Annotated in this window: 16 protein-coding genes; 7 read left to right on the forward strand and 9 right to left on the reverse strand. The window is 70.2% G+C overall.

What is annotated here, in order from left to right; translation table 11 throughout:
• The first annotated feature begins 13 nt into the window (after positions 1-13).
• The gene (locus tag IPH07_28200; protein ID MBK6921312.1) at positions 14-1828 is read left to right on the forward strand and encodes a hypothetical protein; all 1815 of its coding nucleotides are present in this window, start codon (positions 14-16) and stop codon (positions 1826-1828) included.
• Positions 1829-1946: 118 nt separating this feature from the next.
• On the opposite strand, the gene IPH07_28205 is transcribed toward IPH07_28200, so the two are convergent.
• On the reverse strand, positions 1947-2225 hold the full coding sequence (locus IPH07_28205; protein ID MBK6921313.1) for a hypothetical protein: 279 nt from the start codon (positions 2223-2225) through the stop codon (positions 1947-1949).
• Positions 2226-2361: 136 nt separating this feature from the next.
• Entirely contained in the window at positions 2362-4074 is a 1713-nt protein-coding gene (locus IPH07_28210) for a hypothetical protein (protein MBK6921314.1), read from the reverse strand.
• 565 nt (positions 4075-4639) lie between these two features.
• On the opposite strand from IPH07_28210, the gene IPH07_28215 reads away from it, so the two are divergent.
• A complete protein-coding gene (locus IPH07_28215; protein MBK6921315.1) occupies positions 4640-5584 on the forward strand; it encodes an alginate lyase family protein in 945 nt (314 codons plus the stop codon).
• A 110-nt stretch (positions 5585-5694) separates the two neighbouring features.
• Positions 5695-7584, forward strand: a complete 1890-nt coding sequence (locus IPH07_28220) for a hypothetical protein (GenBank protein ID MBK6921316.1) — start codon at positions 5695-5697, stop codon at positions 7582-7584.
• 34 nt (positions 7585-7618) lie between these two features.
• Here IPH07_28220 and IPH07_28225 read toward each other — a convergent pair whose 3' ends face one another.
• Together IPH07_28225 and udk are read right to left on the reverse strand one after the other, a co-directional pair.
• The gene (locus IPH07_28225; protein ID MBK6921317.1) at positions 7619-8011 is read right to left on the reverse strand and encodes a hypothetical protein; all 393 of its coding nucleotides are present in this window, start codon (positions 8009-8011) and stop codon (positions 7619-7621) included.
• Positions 8001-8618, reverse strand: coding sequence for a uridine kinase (gene udk, locus IPH07_28230; protein ID MBK6921318.1), 618 nt, complete (start codon positions 8616-8618; stop codon positions 8001-8003). The genes IPH07_28225 and udk overlap by 11 nt, the downstream gene beginning before the upstream one ends.
• Positions 8619-8776: 158 nt before the next feature.
• On the opposite strand from udk, the gene IPH07_28235 reads away from it, so the two are divergent.
• Both IPH07_28235 and IPH07_28240 read left to right on the forward strand, forming a co-directional pair.
• The gene (locus tag IPH07_28235; GenBank protein MBK6921319.1) at positions 8777-9730 is read left to right on the forward strand and encodes a class I SAM-dependent methyltransferase; all 954 of its coding nucleotides are present in this window, start codon (positions 8777-8779) and stop codon (positions 9728-9730) included.
• A 132-nt stretch (positions 9731-9862) separates the two neighbouring features.
• Entirely contained in the window at positions 9863-10558 is a 696-nt protein-coding gene (locus IPH07_28240) for a hypothetical protein (GenBank protein MBK6921320.1), read from the forward strand.
• A 33-nt stretch (positions 10559-10591) separates the two neighbouring features.
• Here the strand turns inward: IPH07_28240 and IPH07_28245 are convergent, their stop codons facing one another.
• The 3 genes from IPH07_28245 to IPH07_28255 all read right to left on the reverse strand — a co-directional run bounded on the left by IPH07_28245 (position 10592) and on the right by IPH07_28255 (position 14297).
• Positions 10592-11260: an RNA polymerase sigma factor gene (locus IPH07_28245; GenBank protein MBK6921321.1), complete on the reverse strand. Its 669-nt coding sequence runs from the start codon at positions 11258-11260 to the stop codon at positions 10592-10594.
• A 113-nt stretch (positions 11261-11373) separates the two neighbouring features.
• Positions 11374-12003, reverse strand: a complete 630-nt coding sequence (locus tag IPH07_28250) for a TetR/AcrR family transcriptional regulator (protein ID MBK6921322.1) — start codon at positions 12001-12003, stop codon at positions 11374-11376.
• A gap of 98 nt (positions 12004-12101) precedes the next feature.
• Positions 12102-14297: a YgiQ family radical SAM protein gene (locus tag IPH07_28255; GenBank protein MBK6921323.1), complete on the reverse strand. Its 2196-nt coding sequence runs from the start codon at positions 14295-14297 to the stop codon at positions 12102-12104.
• A 98-nt stretch (positions 14298-14395) separates the two neighbouring features.
• Between IPH07_28255 and IPH07_28260 the strand changes: the two genes are divergently transcribed.
• Positions 14396-15331: an SPFH domain-containing protein gene (locus IPH07_28260; protein MBK6921324.1), complete on the forward strand. Its 936-nt coding sequence runs from the start codon at positions 14396-14398 to the stop codon at positions 15329-15331.
• A 66-nt stretch (positions 15332-15397) separates the two neighbouring features.
• Here the strand turns inward: IPH07_28260 and IPH07_28265 are convergent, their stop codons facing one another.
• Both IPH07_28265 and IPH07_28270 read right to left on the reverse strand, forming a co-directional pair.
• Positions 15398-16012, reverse strand: coding sequence for a sigma-70 family RNA polymerase sigma factor (locus tag IPH07_28265; protein ID MBK6921325.1), 615 nt, complete (start codon positions 16010-16012; stop codon positions 15398-15400).
• A 135-nt stretch (positions 16013-16147) separates the two neighbouring features.
• Positions 16148-18259, reverse strand: coding sequence for a dihydrofolate reductase (locus tag IPH07_28270; GenBank protein ID MBK6921326.1), 2112 nt, complete (start codon positions 18257-18259; stop codon positions 16148-16150).
• 245 nt (positions 18260-18504) lie between these two features.
• Here IPH07_28270 and IPH07_28275 point away from each other — a divergent pair, with 245 nt between their 5' ends.
• Entirely contained in the window at positions 18505-20745 is a 2241-nt protein-coding gene (locus tag IPH07_28275) for a polysaccharide biosynthesis tyrosine autokinase (GenBank protein ID MBK6921327.1), read from the forward strand.
• Positions 20746-20758 lie beyond the last annotated feature (13 nt).

The following is a 20758-nucleotide window of genomic DNA, read 5'->3' on the forward strand; positions in this document are numbered from 1 at the left end:
GGGTTGCGGGGGAATGAAGCGATCGGTGCAGTCGGGGAGCGGGCACGGTGCAGAGGGTGTGTTCGAGCTCTCGCCGGACTTCGTGCCCAATCCCACGGTGGTCGACGTGGGTCTGCGACGCGATCAGTTCGACCTCCACCAAGGGCTCGAGCCCTACGGGTTCGGTCAGTGCGGAAAGAGCGGAGTGACGACGCCCACGCCGGCACACACCTTCCGCTTGAGCGCGACCCATGAGGATCTCGAGGTGCGCCTGGTCGGCAGCGCCAACGTCCGCCGGGCGGCGTTGGTCGATCCCGCGGGCAACGTCACGTGCCTCGAGGCCGAGACGCCCGCGAACCTCGGACGTTGGCCCGAGGGCAGCTACGCGCTGCACCCGATCAAGGAACCCAGCGGAGAGCCCGGAACGCCCCAGTTCATCTTCACCGCGCCCATGCGCGCGCACGCGGACGCCGGGGCGCAGCTCGCCGGTGAGCTTCGGCCCGGAGCGAGCGCCAATCCGGCCTATGCAACCGCGGCCGCCCCCAAGGGGACGCTGCTGCGCGCCGGCGACGTTGGCGTGGGCGAGTGCGCCGGCGCGGCGACGCCTGTCGCTGCGGTCTCGAAGCTCGTCGTGAACGAGGCGTCGAGGTTTCTGCTCGACATCGAGCCCGCGATGGCGCCCAAGTTGTTCGTTGCCAAGGAAGGCGGCGGCTGTGTCGAGCACGGTACGCGCAAAGGCGTGGAGCTCCCCGCTGGTACGCACGAGCTGTGGATCGCCGTCCCGCAGAGCACGAAGCTGCCCGAGGCCTGGGAGGTCGCGGCGACCGACGCCGAAGCGCCGCTGAGCTTCGGTGATGCGCCCAGGCACACGCTCGGCGCCGAGCCAGTGACCGTCCTGACGACCACAGGCAAGCTGCAGATGAGGGGCGGACCGGCGTGCGGCCAGGGGCAGCGCGCTCCGAGCTTCTACTTCGTGCACGACGCCAAGGCAGCGCCGACGGTCTCGCTGCTTCACAGCAGCGAGCCGGCGAAGCTGTCGTTCGTCGGCCCGCTCGAGCGGCAGTTCGAGCCGGACGGAATCCACTGCCAAGGGCAGCTGCTCGGACCGGGAACGTACGCGGTATGGGTGGACGCGCCCGAGGGGACCGACGCGGTCGTGCTCGTGGGCGACCCGCAACGCGTCGACCCGTTGGCCACGGCACGCCCGGTGCCAGCGAACCCGTCGCTCGCCGAACGGGAGTATGGCCGCTACTTCGCGTACTACGGCGAGCGGGACGGCTTGCCGATCGAAGCCCTGTTCGCCGCCGCGCCCAAGCAGCTGTTCGTGTTCTCGACGCGGGCCACCCAAGGGATCGCAGCCGGTGAGCCGCTACTCTTGCTCGATCACGCTGCGAAGGAGTCCGTCGTGGTCACGCTCGCGGGTGGGCATCGAAAGCTCCGCACGCCGGATCTCACGACGACGGTCCCGAAATCCGTCGTCATCCCGAAGCTGCAGGCGCCCAGCGCCCCTGCGAAGGTCAACTGGTACTACGCGCGCGGGGACCTCGCGAAGGTCGCGGGTCCTGGCGAGTCCGCGTTGCTCGCCGCGTACGAGCGCGAGCGAGACGAGATCTACGGGTGCGTGCAGGACTATCGCAAGGAACACGACCCGACCTACGACAAGAACTACGACCTGGTGAACCTCCGCACCGGCGAGACCCTGGCAAGCAAGGTCGCCACGGTGGCGAAGCACAAGTGCGGCTTCGCGAAGCTGATGAGCAAGGCGGAGCGACTCCCGGCCCAAATCGTGGAGTCGCGCAAGCGCTCGCAGGCGCGGGCGGTCGCCGCTTTGGCGGAGAAGTTCGAGTAGGTCGGAGCGCGCCGGCCGGCGCACGTGTCGAGGCGGTGGATCGCGGTCGATCGTGCCGGCCGCGGGGCTGGCGTGCGCGCGGCTCACTTCACCAGCCAGTCCGTCGGCGACGGTCGAGTCAGTCCAGCCGTGGTACGGGTTCGTCGTCCGCGGGTGGCTCGTCGTCCGCGTCGTCGAACTCGTCCACCAGCCCGATGCCGGCGTCCTCGTGCTGTTGCACGCAGGCTTCACTCTCCGTGACGGAGGCCGCGCATTGCTCGTCGCAGTACGGACAACAACCGAGCTGCGAGATCAGACGCGCGTGGCATTGCCCGAGCTCCGTGGCGCCCGCACACGATGCTCCCCACACCGCACACGACGCGATCCCCAGGAGCGCGACGAATCGTGCGGCGTCCATGGTGGCAGCATGCGTCCCCGCGGCGATCGAGGGCAAGCGGGCTTCCCCTCGAACGTTCTGCGCTGCACCGCACGCGGGCTATCGACGACGGCGAAGGTCCGCGCGCGGCGTCGACGGGCAGCGCGTGGTACGCCGATCAGCGGCGACCGGTGGGCCCGCGATGGACGACGCGCCGTTGCACGGGAGCACCACCATCGGTACGCGCGCCGGTGTCCGTGGTGCGCAGCACGCTCGCCGACACGTCGTCGACCCGTCCATCGTGGGCCCAACGCATGGCGTCGAAGCCCTCGGCGCCGGCGGGCAGGTCGATCCAGATCAGCTCGCCGTCGCCGTCGGCGATCTCGTAGCGCACGGCTGTCGATACCGCGATCGCGACGCCGTCGGCCCAGAACGTCACGTCACCGCCGATGCGACCGGACTGCGCCGGGCGACCCGCCGCCACGCGAACCCACCGGGTCGGGCCATCGGGTCGTGGGTTGCCGACCAGTGCGAAGTGACCGGGTTCGGCGTCGTCGGCCAGCATCCCGACCGCGTCGATTCGCGCCAGCGTGCGCGCCCAGGTCCAGTTGCTGACCCACGATGGATCGCAGTACGTCATGTAGTCGAAGCTGTTGCCGCCGTACAAGCTCTGGTGGTACGGCGCCCAGCCCCAGCCGGTGATGATGCCGTCGGCGTAGGGATAGTCGGGAGTTGCATTGGCCGGCGACGTATTCGGGCACGGCACGTGACGCAGGCCCTGATTGTGCCCGACCTCGTGCACGAGCACGTCTGCGGTCGTGATCGCGTCGGTCCACAACGAGGTCGAGACCCGCAGCTGCGCGTTGGCGAGATCGTCGTCGCCCAAGGTCACACCGATACCGTTGGTGCCGGCGCTGCCGCAGCCCACCACCGGGCAGCCGATGTCGACCAACCCGGCGTAGTAGACCTGCGGTGAAGCGCCGTCGGCGTTGCGCAGATCGACCAGAAACGCGAGCGTGTCGTTCAGTTGTGCGGTGGTGCCGATCGCACCGCTGTACACGACCGGCTCGCGCAGGCTCAGCACCAACTCGCGGACCGGATGTTCGTCGTACAGCGCACGCCCGATCTCGTCGAGGTCGGCCTGTGCGAGATCGACGGTGCTGTTGCCACCGGCGGCGTACGTGAGCGGCACCAGCATGACCTCGAGTCGCGCGAACGTGTCCGCGATCGCGAGTGGCTGATAGCCCTGTGCCGGCATCCGTGCGGCTGGCCCCACGTCCGGCCCCGGCAGCGCGACGTCGACCTCGCGGATCTCGACGGCGATCTCGGCGCCCGCGTCGATGTCGGCGGTCGACACCTCCCACAAGAAGCCGCCCTGGATCGTCGTGGCATCCGCGTCACCATCGACCGACACCACGTTGGAGTAGATCGACACTTCGGTGCCGCGTCGCACGAGCAGGCGCCCCTCGAGTTCGCGCGGCACGAACCCGGGCTCGACCGTCCACAGCCCCCGCACGAGCGCGGGGCGTCCCGCGACGAGCTCGCCGTCGTCGATGAACTCGCCGTTGTAGAGCACCGCACGAGCGACTCCCTGGTTCACTTCGATCGTCGTGACGGTGACGTGCTCGGCGAGCGGCGCTTCTTCGGCGCCCGGGCCGGCCGATGTCTCGCCCTCGTCAATCCCGTCGGATCCGGCGGATTCGGTGGATCCGGCGGACGCGGGCTCCGTGCTCGCCTCGGCCCCCGGACCCGAGCTACCGCCTTGCCCCGATCCACCGCCGCCGTCGGAGCTCGACCCCGTCACGACGCCCGACCCACGTCCACCCTCGGCGAGGCCGGAGTAGCACGCCGAACCGAGGAGCAACCACCACACCGTGTCTCTTGCCGCCATGGAGCGACGCTAGCAAGCAGGCATCGCACGAAACATCCGCCGAACCGACTACGTGTTTCGTCGCACCGCGTCGATCGAGGCATCACGATTCGACGACGGTGCGGACAACGTCGCGGGCGTTTGCGCCGGTCGCCGATCGATCGTGCCGCCAACGCGAAGCCCGCGTCGCATCGCGGACTACCAAGAAGGCGTCGCTTGCGGCGGTGCGACGGAATCGAAGGCAGCGCGCTACGCAGTTCGGTGGATGCCGCGTAGCGAGCTGCGCTGCTAGAACCGCGTCATGGGGACGGCACGATCGACGTCGCGGGGTGCGTTGGCGATTCTCTGCACGACGGTCGCATGTGCCGGGCCGAACGTCGGTGACGGCGCGGGCATCGACCCGAGCTCGGGCACTGCATCGGCGAGTTTCGGCGAACCCAGCTCGGGGGCCACCGGCGGTGGCCCATCGTCCGGGAACGACAGCGACGTCTCCGGCGCCACCGACGACGCCACGACCACAGCGGGTGGGAACTCCACTGCCGGCGAGGACGAGTCGAGCGGGGGACCATCGGGATCGGTCGATGGCATCTGGATCTCGGCCGAGGAGTTGCTGGCGCTGCCCATCGAGGGTCCGGCTTGGGATGCGGTGCTGGCTGCGGCGCAGGCCGACGCGGGCACGCCCGATCTCTCCAACCAGGATCAAGCCAACAATGTGCGAGTGCTTGCCAAGGCCTACGTCTGCGTCCGGCTCGACGACGCGGCGATGTGCGACGCCGTGCGAACGGCGGTCATGGCCGCCATCGGTACCGAGGACGGAGGCCGCACGTTGGCGCTCGGCCGCGAGCTCGCTGCCTACGTCATCGCAGCGGATCTCGTGCCGTTGTCGGAGGCCGACGACGAAGTTTTCCGCGCCTGGCTCTCGGATGTCCTCGACGAGGACCTCGATGGCCAGACGCTCGTCAGCACCCACGAGACGAGGCCCAACAACTGGGGTACGCATGCCGGCGCAAGCCGACTCGCAGCGGCGCTCTACCTCGGCGATGACACGCAGGTCGAGCGCTGCGCGACGGTGTTCCGCGGCTGGCTCGGCGATCGCGAGACCTACGCGGGCTTCGAGTACGGCGAGCTCGACTGGCAGGCTGATGCAGATGCCCCGGTCGGCATCAATCCCGTCGGAGCGTCGATCGAGGGACACGACGTCGACGGCGTCTTGCCCGACGATCAGCGACGCGCAGGTGCTTTCGCGTGGCCGCCCCCCCAGGAGAACTACGTCTGGGAAGCACTGCAGGGCGCGGTCGCGCAGGCGGTGATGCTCGAGCGCCATGGGTACGACGCCTTCGCTTGGCAGGACGCCGCGCTGGAACGCGCACTGCTGTGGCTGCACGAGCAGGCCAACTACCCGGCGGCTGCCGACGACACCTGGATCCCACACGTGGTCAACGCCTTTGCCGGCACCTCGTTCCCGGCCGATGTGCCGTCGTCGCCAGGGAAGAACCTCGGCTTCACCGACTGGACGCTCGCGCCGCAGTAGAGACAAGGCCGATCGACTGCGGGCGGGGTCGCGCGGACGCGCGTCGCCTCACGCACGTGCGCCGTCCTCGCGCGCCTCGAGGCGCCGCGCCGCGCCGTGCCGCGCCGCCCGTGTTACCTTCGGACCCGGCCGCGGTCGTGATGCTCGAGGGCAACGCAGTACCTCGCGACGATGAGTCGCAGTCGCTGACCGGCGTGGTCAGGCGACAGCACACCGTCGTGCTGTGCTGTGCGCAGAGCGTCGTCGAGCTCGTCGAAGAGGTCGCCCGCAACCTGCGTGGGCTCGGCTTCGAGGTGCAGGTGATCTGCGGCGCCGAGGCGCGCACGGTGTTGCTCGGCCAGGGTCGCGATCGCGACGAGCCGACGATCTACGTGGTGTGCGTGCAGGGCACGCTCAAGGAGCAGGTGCTCAAGCCGCTGCGCCAGGCGTTGGCGACCCATGGTGGGCCGAACCAACACCTCTTCGTCGCGGTACTCGACCTCGCGTTGCCGCTGGCGATGGTCGGCCAGATCCGTCGCTTCGCCGAGGCGCTCGAGCGACCGCTCACGGGCCGACGACGCGACGCACTCGGCGAGCGTCGGCAGTGGCGCGAGCAGCTCGGCCCCCACACCGAGCGGGTCGCGACACGCTCGTACCGCGCGATCGAGCTGAAGGGCACCGAGGGGCCGGCGGACACCCAGGTCAGCACGCGTCGCAGCGGGCCGCAGGCGATCATCGGCCACATCTCGCCGGCCCGCATCGGCGTCACCGACAAGTTTCGCGCGGTGACCGGTGCCCTGCCGAGCGTCGACGCCGAGTCGTCGGGCACCCACGATGGCAGCGGCGCCCGCAAGCGTCGCAAGGGCCACGCGCCGAAGGTCCGCGTGAAGGCCGTCGCGAACCCCCGCGCGCGACGTAGCACGCCGCACCCGCGGGCCCGCGGCGAGGCCTCCGGCGCCTCCGATCCCACCACCATCACCACCAGCAGCGACGACGCCGAGAGCGCGACGACGCTGGCGCGCGGGACCATCATCACGCCCGCACGCACGGGCGACACCGTCGTCAGCGGCGCGCCGCAGCGTGTCGACGCCGGACACACGCCCGCGGTGCCCGTGGTGTCGCCCGCCGCCGCGAGCGTCGATGATGCGGCCGTCGTGGCACCACGCGGTCGCGGTCGGGCCGGGCTGTGGACCGGTGCTGCGATCGCGGGCGTGGCGATCGCAGCGGTGGCGCTGTGGTCGACCGGTGCGATCGATCGACTCGGTCGTGACGATGGCCGTGGCGGCGTGCAGGCCAGCGCGGCGGCCCCGGTGCCGCCGTCGGGCGGGGCGTCCGCGCCCGAGCCGGCAACCCTCGCTGCCGCCCGCGACGCCGCCGTGGACACACCGCCCGCCGTCGCGGACGCACCGCACGTCGATGCAGCGACCGCGCTTGCGGATGCTCCGACTGCGGTCGCGGATGCTCCGACCGCGGTCGCGGATGCTCCGACTGCGGTCGCGGATGCTCCGTCCCCAGTTGCGAATGCTCCGTCCCCAGTTGCGGATGCTCCGACCGCGGTCGCGGATGCTCCATCGGTGCCACCCGTCGCCGCGGCCGCGCCCGCAGCCAGTGCCACCGACGAACCCGTCGATGCCGACGGCGATCGCGAACCCGCGGACACCGGCTCGACGCACACGTCCCCCGCGATCCCGGCGTTGGTCGCCGCCGTCGCAGCCCATCGCCTGCGCGAGACCGACACGCTGTGGGTCACCGCGACCTCGGCAGCCCCGCGCACGTGGGCCGAGGCCCGCAAGCGCTGTGCCGCGCTCGAGTACGACGGCGTCAGTGGCTTCCGGCTACCGCACCGCCGCGAGCTCCAGCTGCTCGACGCCATCGGGCTACTGCCCGACGAGCCCCACTGGTCGCGCACCGTGCCCGACGACGACAAGGCGTCGGCGTGGGTGCTGCACCCGAGCACCGGCGCCCTGACGGCGTGGCTGAAGGACGAGCCGGCCGCCTCCGTGTGCGTGCGCGCGCGCTGAGCTGCGAAGCGAACCCCGCTCGGCGGGCGCGAGGTCAGGGCTCGTCGGCGCGAGGTGCTTCACTGCTCGACGCAGGCGCAACGGCCTCGTCGCCGGGCTTGCGACCACGAATGCGCCACCACAGCGCGGCGACCAACGGCGTCACCGCCAGCGTCACGATGATGCGCAGGGGCTGCGTGGCCTTGGTCGCGAGGTAGGCCGTCAACACCGTGCCGGTCTCGCCGGCGGCGCCGTCGAGCGAGATGCCCGCTCGAATCGCGATCACGAAGCCCAGCCAGGTCAGCGCGAAGATCACGAAGTAGGTGACGATCGCGATGCCGCCGTACTCGGCAAAGTGATCGCTCAGCTGCTGCTTCTGGCGCCGCAGCCATGCGGTCACCCGACCGAACCCCGTCGGCGGCGTCGCGCTGGGTTCGTCATGTGCCATGGGCGAAGGTCCGCAGCTTGGTGCCGAGCACGTCGAGCGCGACGTCGTTGCGACCGCCCTCGGGGATGATCATGTCGGCGAAGCGCTTCGAGGGCTCGACGAACTCCAGCGTCATCGGGCGCACCGAGCTGTAGTACTGCTGGCGCACCGAGTCGAACGAGCGGCCGCGCTGCTCGATGTCGCGTCGGATACGGCGGAACACCCGGATGTCGGCGTCGGTGTCGACGAACAGCTTGATGTCGAACATCTCGCGCAGGCGCGCATCGGCGAGCACGAGGATGCCCTCGACCACGATCACCGGCGACGGGACCACGTGGAGGGTCTCTTGGCTGCGGCGGTGGGTGGTGAAGTCGTAGACCGGCACCGCGACCGTCTCACCGCGACGCAGTGCGCCGAGGTGCTCGACCAGTAGCTCGGTCTCGAGCGATTGCGGGTGGTCGAAGTTGAGCTCGCAGCGCTGCTCGTAGGTCAGCTCGGGACGGTCCCGGTAGTAGCTGTCGTGCTGCAGCAGCGCGACCCGCCCCTCGACCGCGGCGGCCAGGCGCGAAGCGACGGTGGTCTTACCCGAGCCGGTCGCACCGGCGATTCCAACGACGAGGCAGTGCACGGGTGATCTCGCGGGATGCCATAGCACACCGGCGGGCGGTGATGCGGCCGGCGGCCGCGCATGGGTCGGCGTGACCGCACGTGCGCGCCATGGTGGCCGGCGGAGCGGTCCGCGCTCTCGCAGTGGCCGCGTCGGCGTCGCCACACTACGAAGCCAACATGACCCTCGGTCACCGCTTCGCCGCCCACGATCGCGCGTGGCTGCGGCTGTCCCCGGGGCAGAACGAGGCGCGCTCGCGCGTGCTGGCGAAGCTGCACGACGGCACGTACGAGCTCGAGGCGACGCCGTGCTTCTGCGGCGGACCGCCCCGCGATCTCGAGATCTCGCTGCGCGATCGCTACGGGCTGCCGGTCCGCACGGTGTTGTGCGAGCACTGCGGCCTCATGCGCAGCGATCCACGCATGACCGCGGCCGCGGCCGCACGCTTCTACGACGAACACTACCGCGATCTCTACACCGGGCCCGGCAACGGCGAGGCGCTCTACCGCAGCCAGGTCGCACGTGGGCGCGGGCTCACCCAGCTGCTCGCGAAGCTGCTGCCGCAGATCGAGCGCGTGTACGAGGTCGGCTGCGGCGCCGGTGGCCTACTCGCCCCCTTCGCCGAGCTCGGCAAGCAGGTCGCGGGCGTCGACCTCGGCGGCGAGTACCTCGAGGTCGGCCGCGGCCATGGGCTCGCGCTGGTGCAGGGCGACGCGTCGGCGCTGTTGGCCGCGCAGGGCCGCACTGCGGACCTCGTGCTGCTCATGCACGTGTTCGAGCACTACCACGACCTGCACGCGAGCGCGGCGGAGCTCGCGACCCTGCTCGACCCCGGCGGCGTGCTGCTGGTCGAGGTGCCGGGGATCGCAACCATCGGCACCCACTACCGCAGCGATCTGCTCTCGTACCTTCAGAACGCGCACAACTATCACTTCACCGCCACCACGCTCGAGTTCGTGCTGCGACGCTGTGGGTTCGACGTGCTCGCGTGCACCGAGAGTGGCGTCGCACTGTGTCAGAAGCCCGAGGCCCCGACCGCGACGATGGTTCCGCCCCCGCGCGGCGAAGCGGCGCGCGTGCTCGACATGCTGCGCGGCTTCGAGGCCGCCTTCGTGCGCGCCAACGCGGCCTGACCGAGGTCGCCCCCATGGGCCGCCGCGCCACCCCGCCGCACAACCGCTATGCTGCGGGCCGTGCCCACCGCGACGCGCGTCGACGTTCCTTCGGCATCCGCAGCTCGAGCCGCATGGCGATGGGCCCGGACCGTGGCGATGCCGAGCCTCGCGTGCGTCGCGGCCTGCTCGGGTAGCGCGGCGACCACCGCCCACGGCACCACGGCGTCGAGCCCACCGGTCGAGCCCGCCACGGCACCGACGCCGGTCGCCCCCGTGGTCGCGCCGCCGGTCGAGCCCACGCCGCCGCCGCGAGCGGTGGGCTGCTGGGAGCGCGAGTTCGGCACGCCACCTTCGGCGGGCAGCGAGCGCCCGTCCCTGAACAGCGCGATGCCAGGCTGCGAACGCTGCGAGCAGCTGCGCGTCGGCCCGAAGGCCGATGGCCTGCACGCCGAGGTGCTTCGCCGTGTCCGCGACGTCGTCGAGTCACTGCCGGCACCCGAGGTCGACGAGCCGGTGCTGTGGATCAACTCGGGCAAGCGCGACGGCGATCCGGACGCCAGCATGCACAACCAGGCGCTCGGCATCGACGCGGTGATCTGCGGGCTCGACACCCGCGCCACCGGCCAGCGCCTGCGCGAGGCCGGCTTCACCTGCGTGATCGAGTACTACGACGGCGCCGGCAACCCGTGCCACTTCGCCCACGCGGACCTCCGCGGGACGCGGTGGGCGGCGGGCGCCTACGCCAAGGGCGGTCGCAAGTCTCGCAGCTGCCCCAAGCGCGCGGTGAGTCGTTCGATGAACTGCGACGGCAACGCCAAGCGCGACTGGACCTACTCCGAGGGCTGACAAAGCCCGCGTGATCGATCACCCGACGCGGGCTCACGCCGGCTGCATGGACCACGCGGGCGCGCCGAGGATCTCGGCCAGCGCCTTGTAGGCCCGGTGCGCGCGCACGCGAACCGCCCCCTGCTTCACGCGCAGGCGATCGGCGACCTCGGCCATGCTGAGGCCGCCGAGCTTGTGCAGCCGCACGACATCGGCCTGCGTCTGCGGCAGCAGCTCGAGCGCCGCATCGAGCACGCGCGCGGCCTCCTGCGCGGCCTCGACCTCGAGGCCGACGTCCTCCGGGCTGCCGCCCGGCTCGGGCGCACCGATCGAGGCACCGTCGCCGCGGGCCAGCACGTGCTGGTGTCGACGCTCGCGGCGGTAGTGCTCGCGGAGGTGATCGAGCGCGACGTTGCGGGCGATCGAGAGGTACCAGCCCTCGACCGCACGGTCGGCGGCGGCCGACACGGACTCGAAGCGCTCGCGCGCCGCGTGGGCGCGCAGGAACGTCAGCTGCAGCAGGTCTTCGACCAGCACCGGGTCGTGGACCAGCCGCGAGAGCCGGGAGCGGATCTTCGGCGCCAGCAGTGCGTGCAGCTTGGGGAAGACCTCGGGGTCGCCATCGATGTAGCGGACCATCAGAGCATGCAGCGCGGTGCCGGCGGGCACGCGCCTCGTGGCGGGCGTCGCTGCGGGGATCTCGGGTTGGATGGCGGCGGTCATGGCGGGCACCTCGTGCAGCGGGCGGAGTTGGACTCTCGGAGACAATAGTTGACTGGTCGTCTAATCTGACGGGACGAGCCGACGATTTTGCGCGTCGGTTCGAAGCGGTCGCTTCAGGCGGGCGCAGCGGCCGGGCTCGCGCCCACACCGACGCGTCCCTGGAACGCATCGAGGGCGGCGCCGGCGACCCGGGAAAAAACCGCGGGATCGTTGGCGGTCTTGCTCAACACGATGGCGCCTTGGATGGTCGCCACGAGACCCTCGGCGGCGTCCCGCGGATTCGCGACCGCGAACTCTCCCCGCGCGACGCCTCCCCGGATGAGACCTTCGACACCGGCGGTGAGTGCCTCGAAGACCTTCGCGATCTTGCGGCGGATGGCCTCTTCACGATCCGCCATCTCGAGCGCGAGGTTGCCGATCGGACAGCCGCGCATGCAGCCGTCGCGGTTGTGGCCCTGCTGCAGGGTCTTGCCCAAGGCCTCGAACATGGTCCGGATCTGATCCATCGCGGTCGCGCCCGGCCGCAGGCACCCGATGAGCAGCGCCTCGTAGCCGCGGGCATACTGCTCGATCGCGTCGAGGGCGAGGTCGAGCTTCGAGGCGTAGAAGTGATAGAAGCTGCCCTTCTTCAGGTCAGCGGCGTCGCAGATGTCCGCGACCGACACGGCCGTGTAGCCGCGCTGATGAAACAGGCTCGCCGCAGTCGCGACGAGGCGCTCCTTGGCATCACTGCAGCGGCCCATGTTCCGATCCGGTCATTCTTGACTGACTGGTCAACTATGAGAGGCGCCCCCCGGGCCGTCAAGGGGGGGACTACGCGCCGAACTCCACGGGGACCCGGCTAGCGGGGCTTGGGGCCGGTGCCGCGGGCGCGGGTGGCGGGGCGGGGCCGGCCGGCGGCCTCACCGCGTCCGGCCAGGGCCGGCGACGGCGGCAGCCCGGTGTGCTGTGTCAGGGCGGTGCCCGGCCGCGGGCCCAGCTTGCGTCGCCGCCCCTCGGGCGCTGCACCGGTCCCCGCGGGCTGCCACGATGGCACCAACTGGTGACGACCATCGCCGATCAGATCGCCGCGACCCATGCGATGCAACGCCGCGCGCAGCATCGGCCAGTTGTTGGGATCGTGGTAGCGCAGGAAGGCCTTGTGGAGTCGACGCGTGCGCATCGCCTTCGGCACCACGACATCGCCACCGCGCCGACGCACGCGCGCCAGCGGGCTCTTGCCGCTGTGGTACATCGCCGTCGCACTCGCCATCGGCGACGGCAGGAACGCCTGCACGGCGTCGGGTCGGAAGCCGTTGCGCTTGAGCCACAGCGCCAGCTCGAGCATGTCCTCGTCGCTCGTACCCGGGTGCGCGGCGATGAAGTACGGGATGAGGTACTGCTCCTTGCCGGCCTCACGCGTGAAGCGATCGAACAGCGCCTTGAAGCGGTCGTAGGTGCCGATGCCGGGCTTCATCATCGCCGAGAGCGGGCCCTGGGCGATGTGCTCGGGGGCGATCTTGAGATACCCGCCGGTGTGATGGGCCGCCAGCTCGCGCACGTACTCGGGTGAGCGCACCGCGAGGTCGTAGCGCACCCCCGAGGCCACCAACACCTTCTTGATGCCGGGCAGCGCCCGCGCGCGGCGGTACAGCTGGATGAGCGGCCCGTGATCAGTGCCGAGGTTGCTGCAGACGTCCGGGTACACGCACGACGGCTTGCGGCACGAGGCCTCGATCTCGCGGCTCTTGCAGGCCAGGCGATACATGTTCGCCGTCGGTCCGCCGAGATCCGAGATCACGCCGGTGAAGCCCGGCGCGGTGTCGCGGATGCGCTCGATTTCACCGATGATGGAGTCCTCCGAGCGGCTCTGGATCACGCGCCCTTCGTGCTCGGTGATCGAGCAGAACGAGCAGCCACCGAAGCACCCGCGCTGGATCGTCACCGAGAAGCGGATCATCTCGTAGGCGGGGATCTTGGCGCCGCCGTACTCCGGGTGCGGGACGCGGGCGTAGGGCAGCTCGTAGACCCGATCCATCTCGGCGGTGGTCAGCGGGATGGGCGGCGGGTTCAGCCACACGTCGCGGTCGCCGTGGGCCTGCACCAAGGCCCGCGCATTGCCGGGGTTGGCCTCGAGGTGCAGCAGCCGCGACGCGTGGGCGTAGAGCACCGGGTCCCGCGCAACCAGATCGAACGCCGGCAGCCGCACCACCTGCTGCCCGCGATCGGCCCGCAGCGCCGCGAGGTTGCGGCGACGCAGCGTGACGACCTCGCCGGCTGTGTTCGCAGCCGGCGTCGGCGTGCTCGCGTAGGGATCGGGCAGCGGCCCCACGGGTCCCGGTTCGTCGAGGTCGCGCGAGTCGATCTCGTGCCACGTGCCCGGCGGGAACTCGCGGCACACGAACGCGGTGCCCCGCACGTCGCGGATGTCGCGGATGTGCTGGCCAGCGCCGAGCCGGTGCACGACCTCGACCAGCGCCCGCTCGGCGTTGCCGTACAGCAGCAGATCGGCCTTGGCGTCGAGCAGGATCGAGCGACGCACCGCGTCGGACCAGTAGTCGTAGTGGGCGATGCGACGCAGGCTGGCCTCGATGCCACCGATGACGAGCGGCACGTCGGCGAAGGCCTCGCGGCAGCGCTGGGCATAGACGATCACCGAGCGATCCGGCCGCAGTCCGGCGGCACCGCCGGGCGAGTAGGCGTCGTCGCTGCGGATCCGGCGATCGCTGGTGTAGCGGTTCACCATCGAGTCCATGTTGCCGCCGGTGACGCCGAAGCAGAGGTTCGGCCGGCCGAGCGACGCGAACGCGGACGCGTCGTGCCACTGCGGCTGCGCGAGGATACCGACGCGGAAGCCCTGCGCCTCGAGCAGCCGTCCGACCAGCGCCATGCCGAAGCTCGGATGATCGACGTAGGCGTCGCCGCTGACGATGACGACGTCGCAGCTGTCCCAGCCGAGCTCGTCCATCTGCGCGCGCGAGGTCGGCAGGAACGGTGCGACCCCGAAGCGGTGGGCCCAGTATTGCCGGTGCCCGAAGAGGTGCCGTGCGGGCTCCATCGGTTCCCCAGATACACCGGCGTCGACCGACGAAGCAAGCTGCGTACGGTCACGCGCGGCCTGGGGAATGGCGCCATCGGCGGCCCGGTCGGCTGGGCATGGATCCCGAGGTCGTTTCCGTGCTCGCGTGGCTACCCGTACCGCTGCTGCTGCTGGGTGTGATGGCGCTGCTGCGCTCGACCTTCTTCGTCGTGCATCAGCAGAGCGTGCACGTGGTCGAGCGCTTCGGTCGCTTCTCGCGGCTGGCGCGACCGGGCCTCAACCTCAAGATCCCGTGGTTCGAGCGCGTCGCTGGGCGCGCGAACCTGCGCGTGCAGCAGCTCGACGTGAACGTCGAGACCAAGACCCGCGACGACGTGTTCGTGCGGGTGGTGGTCTCGGTGCAGTTCTTCGTCATCCCCGAGGCGGTCTTCAACGCGTTCTACCGCCTCAGCGACCCCGCGGGGCAGATCCGCAGCTTCGTGTTCGACGTCGTGCGGGCGCGCGTGCCCAACATCCCCATCGACGACGTGTTCCAGCGCAAGGACGACATCGCCGACGCGGTGAAGGCCGAGCTGTCGGAGGTCATGGGCGGGTTCGGCTACGGAATCGTGAAGACGCTGGTGACCGACATCGACCCCGACCCCCATGTGAAGGCCGCGATGAACGAGATCAACGCTGCGCAGCGGATGCGACAGGCCGCTGCCGAGCGCGGTGAGGCCGACAAGATCCTGCGGGTCAAGGCCGCCGAGGCCGACGCACAGAGCAAGGCGCTAGCCGGCCGCGGCATCGCCGACCAACGTCGCGCCATCGTCGACGGCCTGCGCGAGTCGGTCGACGAGTTCCAGCGCTCCGTGCCGGGCGCGACGCCGCAGGACGTGATGCAGCTGGTGTTGATGACGCAGTACTTCGACACCCTCAAGGAGCTGGGCCAGAGCTCGGCGACCAACACCATCCTCATCCCGCACTCGCCGGGTGCGCTGTCGGATCTCTCGTCGCAGCTGCGCGAGGCGATGATGACGGCGAACCAGGTCCGCACGGTGACCGGTCGCTAGCAGGGGCGGTGCTGTCCCACGGTGGGCGTCGCGACGGCGTCGGAATCCGCGACGTCGCCACGCCGCTCATCGACCTTGCGCCGGCTCGTCGTCCTCGGCCAGGGCGTTGCGCTCGAGCTTCGCCACGCTCTGGCGCACGAGCTCGGGGTCCGCCGACGAGTTCAGCAACCGCTCGCGCAGCGCCACGCGGGCGCGCGCCAGTCGACTGCGGACCGTGTGCGGCGAGATACCCAAGATGGTCGCGATCTCGGCGCCCGGGAGCTCCTCCCAGTAGGCGAGCTCGAGCACGATCTGGAAGTCGACCGGCAGCTGACGCAGCGCGGTGAGCATCAACACCTCGTCCTGTTGCCGCGCGATCCGCTGGCTGACCGAGGTCCCGAGGTCGACCACCGACATCGTGGTCGGGTCGAAGACACCATCGTCGCGCACACGCCGACGCAGGTGATCGAACAGGCGGTTGCAGGCAATGCCGAGCAGGTAGGCGCGGAAGCCCGCCGACGGCACGCTGTCGCGGGCGCGGACGGCATCGGCGAAGGTCTGCTGCACGAGGTCCTCGACGTCGTCGCCGAGCTTGCTACGGAAGAACCGGCCGATGGTCGCAAAGTGCCGACGCAGCAGCTCGTCGCCGGCGCTGCGATCGCCCCCGCGCCACGCTCCAAGCAACGCTGCATCGTCGGCCACGGCGACAGCTTACCACGGCCGTCGCGCCGTACGGCTCCGCGCCGCCGCGGTGGGGAGGCGACGGCGTCGGCGCGCGCGGCGTTGGCCGGCGGGCCGAGCGAGCCGCCCACCGCTCGGCCGCTGCCCGCGTCGGCCTCAGTTTTCGGTCGGCAGCAGCGATGCGTCCTTGGCGTACTCCAACATCTGCTGCGTGAAGTCCTCGGGGTACTCGATACGGACGTCCTTGATCGTCTCGCCGTCCATCACGGGCACCAGGCGCGGCTGGATGAAGCCGGCGTAAGGCGCGATGCCCAGCGCGGCGTAGCGCTTGCGCACCTGCGCGTGCAGCTCGCGATCCACCTTCACGCCGTAGGTCTCGACCAGCGCCTTGCCGGCCTCGTAGTCGCCGGTGCTCTTGATGCGCTGGACCTCGGCGAGCAGCTGACCGAAAAGGTCGCGCAGCTTGGCGTAGTCGCGGATCACGAAGTAGCTCTTGCCGTCGCGCTCGACCCGCTCGACGACCTTGTCGGCCTTGCCCTTCTCGAACACCCACGCGGCGACCATCTGGCGGTTGCGCATGTGGGCCTCCTCGAGGTCCTCGCCCTCTTCGAGCCTGGCGAGCTGCACCATCAGGCCGTTGCGGATGTAGTTGTCGTACGCGGCCTTGCCGACGTCGGTGGTCTTGGCGACGCCGATCTCCACCAGCTTCGGATCGGGCATGTAGTAGAGCGCGACCAGGTCCGCACGCGCCTCCTCGAGGGTGTTCGAGTAGTTCTTGAGGGTCTCGTTGGGCTGCGCCACGTCCGGCTCGAGCTGCCCCGACGCGTGACCGATGACCTCGTGCATGTCGGTGTGCAACGCGTCGGCGAGATCGGCGTGGGCCTTGGCGCGCGCGACCTCCTCCTTGCTCGCCGCGAACTCCTCGAGCACGCCCGACTGCCGCTTCGAGGCGTCGTAGGCGTACACGATGTTGCCCAGGTTGACCGACTTGCTGCCGTGCTCCGCCCGCACCCAGTTGGCGTTGGGCAGGTTGATCCCGATCGGCGTCGACGGGGCCGAGTCGCCGGCCTCGACCACGGCGAGGATGACCTTCGCCGAGATGCCGGTCACGCTGGGCTTGCGATGGTTCTTGGCGATCGGGGAGTGATCCTCGAACCACTGCGCCTGAGCACCGATCGCGGCGATGCGCTTGCTCGCCTCCATGTCCTTGATCGACACCACCGACTCCCAGGCCCCGCGATAGCCCAGCGGGTCGCCGTAGACCTCGATGAAGCCGTTGACGACGTCGACCCGCGACTCGGTGTCGGCCACCCACGCGATCGAGTACTCGTCGAAGCGCTTCAGATCACCGGTGCGGTAGAACTCGATCAGCTTCTGTAGCGCGAGCTTCTGCTTGTCGTTCTCGGCCACGCCGACCGCCAACTCGAGCCACTTCACGATGTCGCTGATGGCGGCGTCGTACATGCCACCGACCTTCCACGTGCGCTCGACGACCTTGCCCCTGCGCTTGGCGAGCTGCGAGTTCAGGCCCCACGACACCGGCGTTGGGTCCTTCTTGTCGACCTTGCGCGCATAGAAGCGTTCGACGTCCTTCTGGCTCACGCCGTCGTAGTAGTTGGTCGCAGAGGACTTGATCAGATCCTGCTTGGGATCGAGGTTGACCCGCTTGGGCGCGACGCTGGGGTCGAACACGACAGGCGCCAGGGTCGCGAGCAGCTGATCGATGCTCTGACCACTGCGCAGCGGCAGCTTGCCTGGATCGACCGCCTTCACCATCGCGGCCAGCTGCTCGGCGTCGAAGCCGGGGGTCAGCTTCTTCATCGAGTAGTGATGATGGATGCCGTTGCTGAACCACACGCGCTTGGTGTAATCGAGCAGCGCGGCGTAGCCCGGCAACGCGTGGCTGGCCTCGTTGCCCACCACGGCCTCGAGGGTGCGTCGCACCAGCAGGTTGTGGCGGTAGTTCTGATCCCAGATGATGTCGCGGCCCGCGAGTGCGGCGCGGTAGAGGTAGTAGACCAGCTGCTTCTGCTGCAGCGGCAGCGCCTCGAAGCCGGGTACGCGGTAGCGCAGGATCCGAACGTCGGCGAACTGCTCGGCGAGCACCTTGAAGTCGTCGGCGGGCGCGGCGTCGCCCTGCGTCTCACCCGCGGCGGCGCCGGCAGGGCCGTCCGTCGTCGGCGCGGTGGTCTCCGGACGGGTCGGTCCGGGACAAGCCGACAGGGCGAGCAACGACAGCGCGAACGCGACCGTACGGGGCTTTTGCATGGGGGGAGACAACCCGCGGGCGACCGCGCTCGTCAAGCGCGGAAGCCGGCTTGGTGCCGGTCCGGCCCGGGCCAGGCCGGGCCGAATGTCACGGATTCGTGCGGCGCAGGCCATCGCGATCGATGTGCGGGCCCCGCTCGCCCCCCTGGACCTGAGCGGACGCGCAGGTACCGAAAGGGGGTCGGTGTTTCGGTCCGCAGCTTGGCCCCGTGCGTGGACCCCACCTAAGCTTGGATCCCTCGGCAGTGAACCCTCCCCTGCAACCCTCACCGTCACGCGTCATCGAAGAGGAAGCGCCGCACACCGATGCGATCGCGCAGGTGCTCCGCGTGCTCTCGATCCTGCGTCGGCGATGGCTCGTCGTCGCGGTGACGGTGGTGCTCGCCGTCGCGGCCGCGGCGCTCGCGGTCACGATGCTGCGACCGCGCTGGCGCGCGAGCACCTCGGTGGTGCTGCACATGTCGGGTCCGCAGGTCCTCGACAAGGTGAAGGGCATCGCCGAGGACGCCGACGCGCGCGTGGTCGGCTACAAAGAGTACTACCAGACCCAGCGGACCATCATCCACAGCCGCGCGGTCGCGAAGCTGGCGCTCGCGAAGCTGGGCCTGGCCTCGGATCCGACGTTCCTCGGCATCGACGGCATCGAGTCCGAGGCCGAGCGGGTGGCGGTCGCTGCGACCATCGACCCCATCGAGCGCCTGCGGGACCTCGTGTCGGTCGAAGAGGTCCGCAACTCGCGGGTGCTCGAGATCTCGGCCGAATACCCCGACCCCGAGGTCGCGCGCGACATCGCCGACCGCGTCGCCGAGGCCTACCTCGAGTACGTGCAGTCGAGCCGTACCGATCTGGGCAGCGTCGCCAAGGACGACATCGCAGCCGAGCGCACGCGCGCCGAGAGCTCGATGAACGAGGCCGAGCACGCCCTGCAGGATTTCAAGGACAAGCACGGCATCGCGGCCGCCACGCTGTCCGACCGTCAGGATGTCATCAACCAGGACGTGATGATCTGGTCGTCGCGTGCGAAGGAGGCCGAGGCCGAGCGGATCACCCACGAGCGCATGCTCGAGCAGGCCAAGCGCCTGCACGAGGCTGGCAACCTCGCGGGCGCCACGCTGCTGCCGGAGAGCCGCCGCGCGTTGTTCGAGACCATGCGCCAGCAGGAGCTGGAGGCCGAGGCCGAGTTCGCCACCGCCGACGAGGTCTACGGCCCCAAGCACGTCGAGCACGCCAAGGCCAAGCGGAGGCTAGAGCTCGCGCAGCGCAAGATCGAGCGTGAGGCCAAGAGCCTGATCGAGTCACTCGAGGCCGAGGTCGCTGCTGCGGCCGCGACCGAGCACGACCTCGAGCGCAAGCTCGGCGGTGAGAACTCCCGCGCACTCAAGCTCGGTGGGCTCGAGCGCGAGTACCGTGAGCTCGAACGCGCGGCCAAGAAGGCCGAGGAGGACTACCTGCTGATCGCGCGTCGCGACACCGAGATCGCGGTCAGCAACCGCGTCGAGGACGAGGGCATCGAGGTGCTCGACTGGGCGGTGGCACCCAACGTGCCGGTGTTCCCGCGCAAGGGCCTGATGTTCGCGCTCGCGGTGGTCGCAGGGCTGTCGATGGGCTCGTTGCTGGCGGTGGCGGTCGACTTCCGCGACCATCGCATCCGTGGCCTGCTCGACCTCGAGCGCGCACTCGCGAGCTTCGGGGTGCCGGTGCTCGGCCAGCTGCCGCTGCTCCCGCCCGACACGCGCCTGGGCGTCGCGAACGCCCGCGCGCAGCGGCGGCAACGCGATCTCTACGCGCACCTCTATCCCCAGTCGCTGATGGCCGAGCGCTGCCGCGGCATCCGTACCTCGCTGGCGTTCTCGCAGGGCCCCGACGCGCTGCGCACCATCATGGTGACCTCGCCGAGCTCCTCGGAGGGCAAGAGCTCGACCGCGATGAACCTCGCGCTGTCGTTCTGCCAGGCCAGCAAGCGCGTGGTGCTGATCGACGCCGACATGCGACGCCCGCGAATCCACCAGGTCTTCGCGTCGCCGCGTGAAAAGGAGGGCACCGGGTTGTCGGCGTACCTCACCGGCGTCTCGACGATCGACGAGGTGATCCTCGACGCACCCGACGACGCACCCGCGCAGCTCAAGATCGTGCCGTGCGGCGGCCTGCCGGCGAACCCTGCCGAGCTGCTCGACACGCCGGTATTCCGCCGCGCGCTCGCCGAGCTGCGCGACCGCTTCGACGTCGTGATCGTCGACACCCCGCCGGTGCTCCCCGTCACCGACCCGCTCATCATCTCGCGCGAGGTCGATGGCGTGGTCGTGGTGACGCGTTGCGAGTCGACCACCCGCGGCGAGCTGCAGCGCACGCTCGCGCAGCTGGCCAAGAGCGACACCAACATCCTCGGTGTCGTGCTCAACGAGGTCGACGCGCGACAGGAGCGTTACGCGTACAACTCCGCGTACTACACGTACCGCGCCAACGAAGCCGAGAACGAGCCGGCGTAGCCCGGCGCTGCCG

It is taken from the genome of Deltaproteobacteria bacterium, assembly GCA_016709225.1.
Lineage (GTDB): Bacteria > Myxococcota_A > Polyangia > Nannocystales > Nannocystaceae > Xiheibacterium > Xiheibacterium phototrophicum.

Excerpts from the sequence above, each read along its gene's own strand:
- IPH07_28225 (MBK6921317.1), bottom strand. The coding sequence starts at position 8,011 with ATGGCACATGACGAACCCAGCGCGACGCCGCCGACGGGGTTCGGTCGG.
- IPH07_28235 (MBK6921319.1), top strand. The coding sequence starts at position 8,777 with ATGACCCTCGGTCACCGCTTCGCCGCCCACGATCGCGCGTGGCTGCGG.
- IPH07_28255 (MBK6921323.1), bottom strand. The coding sequence starts at position 14,297 with ATGGAGCCCGCACGGCACCTCTTCGGGCACCGGCAATACTGGGCCCAC.
- IPH07_28270 (MBK6921326.1), bottom strand. The coding sequence starts at position 18,259 with ATGCAAAAGCCCCGTACGGTCGCGTTCGCGCTGTCGTTGCTCGCCCTG.
- IPH07_28205 (MBK6921313.1), bottom strand. The coding sequence starts at position 2,225 with ATGGACGCCGCACGATTCGTCGCGCTCCTGGGGATCGCGTCGTGTGCG.
- IPH07_28260 (MBK6921324.1), top strand. The coding sequence starts at position 14,396 with ATGGATCCCGAGGTCGTTTCCGTGCTCGCGTGGCTACCCGTACCGCTG.
- IPH07_28210 (MBK6921314.1), bottom strand. The coding sequence starts at position 4,074 with ATGGCGGCAAGAGACACGGTGTGGTGGTTGCTCCTCGGTTCGGCGTGC.
- IPH07_28245 (MBK6921321.1), bottom strand. The coding sequence starts at position 11,260 with ATGACCGCCGCCATCCAACCCGAGATCCCCGCAGCGACGCCCGCCACG.
- IPH07_28250 (MBK6921322.1), bottom strand. The coding sequence starts at position 12,003 with ATGGGCCGCTGCAGTGATGCCAAGGAGCGCCTCGTCGCGACTGCGGCG.
- IPH07_28200 (MBK6921312.1), top strand. The coding sequence starts at position 14 with ATGAAGCGATCGGTGCAGTCGGGGAGCGGGCACGGTGCAGAGGGTGTG.